This window comes from Alkalicaulis satelles, assembly GCF_008630495.1.
Lineage (GTDB): Bacteria > Pseudomonadota > Alphaproteobacteria > Caulobacterales > Maricaulaceae > Oceanicaulis > Oceanicaulis satelles.
Genome location: NZ_VWOJ01000003.1, coordinates 304,234 through 310,374, shown reverse-complemented (window position 1 = coordinate 310,374; position 6,141 = coordinate 304,234). Strand labels below are relative to the sequence as shown.

At 64.6% G+C, this 6,141-nt stretch carries 7 protein-coding genes; 3 read left to right on the top strand and 4 right to left on the bottom strand.

What is annotated here, in order from left to right:
- Positions 1-101: 101 nt before the first annotated feature.
- Positions 102-377 carry a cysteine peptidase family C39 domain-containing protein gene (locus F1654_RS11500; RefSeq protein WP_233205264.1) on the bottom strand — a complete coding sequence of 92 codons (276 nt, stop codon included), beginning with the start codon at positions 375-377 and terminating at the stop codon, positions 102-104.
- 850 nt (positions 378-1,227) lie between these two features.
- Between F1654_RS11500 and F1654_RS11495 the strand changes: the two genes are divergently transcribed.
- Together F1654_RS11495 and F1654_RS11490 are read left to right on the top strand one after the other, a co-directional pair.
- The gene (locus F1654_RS11495; RefSeq protein WP_150023686.1) at positions 1,228-1,776 is read left to right on the top strand and encodes a hypothetical protein; all 549 of its coding nucleotides are present in this window, start codon (positions 1,228-1,230) and stop codon (positions 1,774-1,776) included.
- A 45-nt stretch (positions 1,777-1,821) separates the two neighbouring features.
- Positions 1,822-2,475 (top strand): hypothetical protein, encoded by a 654-nt coding sequence (locus tag F1654_RS11490; RefSeq protein ID WP_150023685.1) that lies wholly within the window; start codon positions 1,822-1,824, stop codon positions 2,473-2,475.
- A 15-nt stretch (positions 2,476-2,490) separates the two neighbouring features.
- Here F1654_RS11490 and F1654_RS11485 read toward each other — a convergent pair whose 3' ends face one another.
- The 3 genes from F1654_RS11485 to F1654_RS11475 all read right to left on the bottom strand — a co-directional run bounded on the left by F1654_RS11485 (position 2,491) and on the right by F1654_RS11475 (position 5,051).
- Positions 2,491-3,738, bottom strand: coding sequence for an HlyD family efflux transporter periplasmic adaptor subunit (locus tag F1654_RS11485; RefSeq protein ID WP_150023684.1), 1,248 nt, complete (start codon positions 3,736-3,738; stop codon positions 2,491-2,493).
- Between the two features lie 100 nt (positions 3,739-3,838).
- Positions 3,839-4,606, bottom strand: a complete 768-nt coding sequence (locus F1654_RS11480; protein ID WP_150023683.1) for a class I SAM-dependent methyltransferase — start codon at positions 4,604-4,606, stop codon at positions 3,839-3,841.
- 52 nt (positions 4,607-4,658) lie between these two features.
- Positions 4,659-5,051 (bottom strand): MliC family protein, encoded by a 393-nt coding sequence (locus tag F1654_RS11475; protein WP_199200561.1) that lies wholly within the window; start codon positions 5,049-5,051, stop codon positions 4,659-4,661.
- Positions 5,052-5,185: 134 nt separating this feature from the next.
- On the opposite strand from F1654_RS11475, the gene mutM reads away from it, so the two are divergent.
- Complete coding sequence (mutM, locus tag F1654_RS11470; RefSeq protein ID WP_150023682.1) at positions 5,186-6,046, top strand: bifunctional DNA-formamidopyrimidine glycosylase/DNA-(apurinic or apyrimidinic site) lyase; 861 nt, start codon at positions 5,186-5,188, stop codon at positions 6,044-6,046.
- Positions 6,047-6,141: the final 95 nt, after the last annotated feature.

Genomic DNA, 6,141 nt, shown 5'->3' with positions numbered 1-6,141 from the left:
CCGCCGCGGATCGCCAGAAAGACGCCAGCCATGAGAGCAGTGAATGAAAATATCAAAATGGCGATCGCCATAAATCCCCCCTTTGCCTGCAGCGCGCGCGGTCAGCGCACGGTGCGCACCTTGGACAGCGCCTCCAGCTCCACTTTCAGGGCGCGTGTGGCCAGGTCCAGCCGGTCGGCCATCTGCATCAGCGTGCGCAAGGACGCGCCCGACAGGGACAGGCCGGTGCGCTGGCGCAGCCCGTTCAGGTCCACATCATGGCCGTGCCAGCGCGCGATCATGGTCATGCACGCCAGCCCGCACTCGGCGGCCTCGGCCCCGATCACCACCGGCAGCCGCCGGCCGCGGAACAGCTCCAGCGCGTCCTGACGCTTCATGGCCTTCCCCCCCGGGCGCGATTAATCGCCCAACGCACTTAATGGCTTGAGTGCGGCGGCACAAGCCAGGATGCGGTTTTGTGCACGCAACAGGAAAAACGCATGACATTCATATCAGTCATGGGTTGACTCCGGTTTCGCCTTTTGGAGCTTTTTTCCCGCGTGGCCACGCATCCCGATCATGTTACAATCAAGGAGATGAAGTCATGTCTGTGATGACCATGGCGTTTGACGGCGTGCGTGAGCTGTCGATGGAGGCAACCCCATGAGTTCTTGGGTCAGAGCTTTGATGATTGGCGGCGTTTCGGGCCTGGCCGCTAGTCTTGTTGTTCTGGCGCTGCAGCATGCAGGAGTAGCCGACCCGGTGGGGCCTCATCCTCAGCTCGCAATCGGTTTGCTTTGCGCAGCTGTCGTGGCTGCTGACATGCTCTTTCAAAGGCGCAAGGGTTGAATTCGTCGATGCGGAGGCAACAGAAAGAGCGCGTCGTGAAGAAGTGAAGCTGTCACGGCGTCTGACTGCCGCTCGCAGCAGCCCGTGACAATGGTATTCGATGCGATCAAGGATCCAGCGCAATCCGGGCCGGACAAGCGTTTGTAACGGCCGGTGCAGTAGGGGCCGGGGTTTCGGCTGGAGCTATTGAACCAAAACCGCGCCCCGTCGCACTTGCTGTGACGGGGCGCCACATGGATGTCGCGCGATGTTTTTCCTGAAGCATAGTACCGTGTTTGGTTTTGCGCTTCCTTTAATAGTAGCCTCACTGATAATTGGATTTATTTCGCGCAGCGGGCATAATGAATTATATTACTTCATTGTAATTATTATTGCAGCGCTTTATGCCATCGCTTACAGATGGGCGAGGTCTCGATTTATCAAGTAGATGGCTTCTCGGACGCCGGGCAATGCCCGGCCTCTCGCCTGTCGGTGGCGCTTACGATGGTGAAAAACGGCTTTAAAGTCCATGCGCTCGATATTGCAATATGCCTGTTATTCATAGCAGCATTCAGTGTTTTAGCTTTTGGTGCTCATGCATTAATTCTGTCATCCTTCGTCCCGAATTTTATAACCTTTGCCTTTTTTGAAGAAATCGCGCGCGCTTGTGCGCTCTGCGTTATCGCAAGGGAGGTTGCAGCGCCGATCAAGCCGTCAGCGGTAAAAATCGGTATTGCGTTTGGCGCTCTTGAGATCAGCAATGCATTTTTCCCCGAGCGTTACGCCAGCATTGAGGCGCAGACATCTCCCTTTGCATTATTGGCGGCGTTTGAATTCGGTTTCGGCTTCTTGTTGCACGCCGCACTGGCGCTGTTGATGCTATGGATCCGGCGGCGCGCCGGGTGGGCTCCAGCGATCATTGCAACTATTGTTGTGCATGTTGGCTGGAACGTGTTGCTGTCGCTCTGAAGTGGCCACGCATCCCGGCCCTGTGATCATCAAGGAGATGAAGTCATGTCTGTGATGCCCATGGCGTTTGACCGCAAGCGCTACACCGTCTGGACATGGCGGCATCCGCTGATCCTCCACTGGATTCTCAATCCGGGTCTGGCGTTCAACGAGCTGGTGCTGGGCCAGCGCCAGCCGGCGGTCACCCTGATCGACCGGGCGTCTGCCAAGGCCTTCATAGAGCGCCAGTACGTGCCCTGCCCCACATGCGGAGCGCATAATCACGGCCTGGTCTATGCGAAGACCGCGATGGGCAATTACGCCGGTCTGGTGTGCGCCGAATGCGGCGCGGCGATCCCCACGCTGAAAAATGCGCTGACCTGGCTGGTCCTGATGCTCACCTGGCCGCTCTGGAAGCCGCTGGAGCGGCGTTTCGGCCCGGGCCTGCGGGCGCGCCAGTTCGCCAAACTCCAGGCGGCGAAGACTGATCTCCAGCCCCAGATCAATCGCGCATCAGGCGTGCGCATGGGGTTGTATTTCGGGTCTGTCATGGGGCTCGTATACATCGTCATGAGCCTGGCCATGGGTCTGGACTGGAACGCCGGGCTCCTGACAGGCGGGCTGGCGGGCCTCGCCGCCGGAATCCTGTTCGGCGTGACCATGAAACTGTTTTTGTCATTCAAGGAACGTAGCGGGCCGGATCAGGCCGGCGGCGGCTAGGGCCAGCGGCTGCGCCTAACCCCTGCGTCCGGCGGCGAAGAGCGGGTCGAACAGCCATTCAATGAGATTGCGCCGGTCAATGATGATGTCGGCGGAGACCAGAAGCCCGGGCTGCAGCGGCAGGCTCTGGCCGTAGGCGTCGATCATCTCGCGCTCCAGCGCCGCCTCCACCCGGAACACCGGTTCTTGCAGGGTGAGGCCGGGAATGGCCGCCTCGGCGGGCGCCAGCACGGTGCGCGAGACCGAGGTGATGCGCGCGCGCACCGTGCCGAAGCGCTGATGCGGGAAGGCCTCGACGCGCAGGCTCACCTCCTGTCCGGACTGGATGAAGCCGGCGGCGCGCGTGGGTAGGTAAAGCTCGGCCACCAGCTGGCCGCCTTCGGGCACCAGCACCGCCACGGGCGCGCCCGCCGTCAGGGTCTGGCCCGTGCGGACGGGCAGGGCGGCCACGCGCGCCTGGGCCGGGGCGGCGACGACATAGGCGTTGCGCAGGCTCTGCTGAGTCAGGCGCTCTTCCAGGGAGGCGGTGACCGAGCGGGCCCGGGCGCGCGCTTCCTCGATCTCCAGCGGGGCGCTCTGCAGCGCGGCCTCGGCGTCGGAGATCTGGCGCTCCAGCCCGGCGCGGGTGCGCTCCAGCAGCGCCATGGACTGGCGCGCCGCCAGCAGGCGCTGGCGCCGGTCGTCCAGTTCGCGTTCTGACAGAAAGCCGCGCTCGGCCAGGCCGGCCGCCCGGTCGATCTGGCCGCGCGCCAGATCAATCTCCTGTCTTTGCAGGCCGATTTGCTCGATCACGCCGCGCAGTTCACGCCGCAAGCCTTCCAGCGAGGCGCCCCGCCGCTCGGCCTCGCGGGTGATGCGGGCGATTTCGGCGTCCGCCGCTTCGCGTGCGGCGGCGGCCTGCATCTGCAGGGCTGCAACGATCCGGGTCCCGGCTGCGCCATCATCCAGATCGGAATCCAGAACCAGCCTGGCCAGGGCCTGGCCCGGCGCCACCGTATCGCCTTCCGAGACCAGCAGGGATTCAACCCGCCCGCCCTGCAGGGCGGAGGCGCGCAGCACGCCCTGATCCGGGGTCAGCCATCCCGGCGCCGTCTCGCGCCGGGCATAGCTCGCGCTGGCGGCGAAAATCACCACGCCCGCAGCCAACAGGCCCATGAACAGGCCCAGCAGGCGCACTGAGAGCGGGATCGCCAGCACGACTGACCCGTCCAGCCGCCCGCGCATATTGTGTTGTATGGCTTCCTTGCGGAACAGGTTTGACATGCCGCCCCCGTGAGACGTCAGGGCATGCTAACCAGTCTGCGCTCAATTTAGAAGCGGATTTGCATCGTGCTGCAGGTGAGCCCTGCGCTGGCGCGCAGCCTTAAATGCGCCATCCCGTGTGCAGGGCGGCGATGCCGCCGGACAGATTGGTGACGGTGACGCGGGCGAAGCCGGCCTCTTCGAGCTCGGCGGCGAAGGCGCCCTGATGGGGGAAGCGGCGGATGGACTCCACCAGATACTGATAGCTCTCGCGGTCTTTCGCGATGGCTTCGCCGAGCTGCGGGATCACATTGTATGACCAGGCGTCATAGACCCGCTCCAGCGCGCGGGTGGCGGGGCGGGAAAACTCAAGGCAGACAAACCGTCCGCCGCGGCGCAGAACCCGGCGCATCTCGCGCAGGGCCTGCAGCCGGTCTGTGACATTGCGGATGCCGAAGCCGATGGTCACCGCATCAGCGCAGGAATCGGGGAAGGGCAGGGCTTCGGCGTCCGCGCACGCCCAGCCCAGATCCGGACGGGCGCCGCGTTTGAGGCCGGCCTCAAGCATCTGGGCGTTGATATCCGCCACCACAGCTGACGCAGCCGGGCCGCCGCGCCGCGCCTGCATCGCTGCGGCCCGGTCAAGAAAGGCGCGCGCCAGATCGCCCGTGCCGCCGGCCACATCAATCAGATGCGCGCCCGGGCGCGGGCCGGCGCGGGTGATGGCGATATCCTTCCAGACCCGGTGAACCCCCAGGCTCATCAGGTCATTCATCAGGTCATAGCGCCGCGCCGACCGGTCAAACACGCCGCGCACCAGACCGCTCTTGGCGGCGCGGGGCACGTCGCGGAAACCGAAGCTGGCGGTGTCGAAGGCTTTATCGCTCATGGTGCGGACACTAGCCCCCCGGTGACAGCCGCGCCAGCACGGGGCGCTGCGCCTATTCGCCGCTCACGCGCTGGCATTCGGGATAGCTTTCGCCTGACAGGGTCAGGCTGGCTTCATCGCCCTGGCTCCAGAACACGGTCAGCGGATCGCCGGCGGCTTCATAGCGTGCGCCCGAGGCGGCTTCCACCTGGATCAGGTCAATGGTCTGGCTGTCCGCCTCCAGCCGCGCGCGGTCCTCAATAAAGCGTGCGTTGACCTCCAGCTCGCCACAGACAAAGCGGTGCAGTTCGGCTTCGGCGAAGGGATTGGCGGGGGCGGTCGGCGGCAGGTCAGCGTTCGGTTCACGCTCACCGCAGGCGGCGAGCATGACGGCGGCGAGGCCAGCGCCCAGCCAGAGGACGGGGCGGGCCGTGATCTGCCGGGCGGGTCTGGAAGCAAGTGGCATGCGCTGTGTCTCCGGTATGTCGGTTGAGGACATTGTAGCCCGCCAGCCTGCCCTGCCAAAGCCCTGCTGAAAAGGGCTGCACCGCGGGCGGGCGCGTGTCGTAGATTATCAGAGGCGGATATCAGGAGGCCAGCGTGCCTGAATTGCCCGAGGTGGAAACGGTCCGGCGCGGCCTTGCGCCGGCCATGGAAGGGCGCCGGATCGCATCGGTGCGCCTGAACCGGCCTGATCTGCGCTTTCCATTCCCGGAGGGCTTCGCCGAACGCCTGGCGGGCGCCCGGGTGACGCGCCTTGACCGGCGGGCGAAATATCTGCTGGTCCGGCTCAGCACCGGCGATACGGTGCTGATGCATCTGGGCATGTCGGGCCGGTTCTCGATCCGCACGCGCCAGGACGCGCCGCACAAGCCGGGTGCGTTCGCCTACGCCCCGCCCGCCGATCCGCGCCATGACCATGCCGTGATCACCCTCGAGGACGGGGTGGAGGTCATCTATAATGATCCGCGCCGCTTCGGCTTCATGACCCTGTTTGAAACCGCCGGTGAGGCGCGCCAGCCTTATCTGAAGGATCTGGGCCCCGAGCCGCACTCCAACCTGTTTTCCGGCGCCTATCTGTCCGAGGCGTTCGCGGGCCGGCGCGCGCCGGTCAAGGCGGCCCTGCTTGATCAGCGCGTGGTGGCGGGGCTGGGCAATATCTATGTCTGCGAGGCGCTGTGGCGCGCGCGCATCAGTCCGCGCCGGACCTGCGCCAGTGTGGCCGGTGCGCGCGCTGAACGGCTCGCCGGCGCCGTGCGCGCCGTGATATCAGAAGCGATCGAGGCGGGCGGGTCCACCTTGCGCGATTACGCCGGCGCAGACGGAGCCATGGGGTATTTCCAGCACAGCTTTGATGTTTACGGCCGCGAGGGTGAGCCTTGCGCTTGCGGAAAGACACGTATCTGCCGCATCCTCCAGTCGAGCCGGTCCAGTTTCTACTGCCCGCTCTGCCAGCGCTAAGCCCGGAAGGATCAGACCTGACGATCGCGTGAAACTTTGTACAGGTTTTGCATTTTGTTGTGTACCTACAACAAGGCGTACGGTAACGGACATTA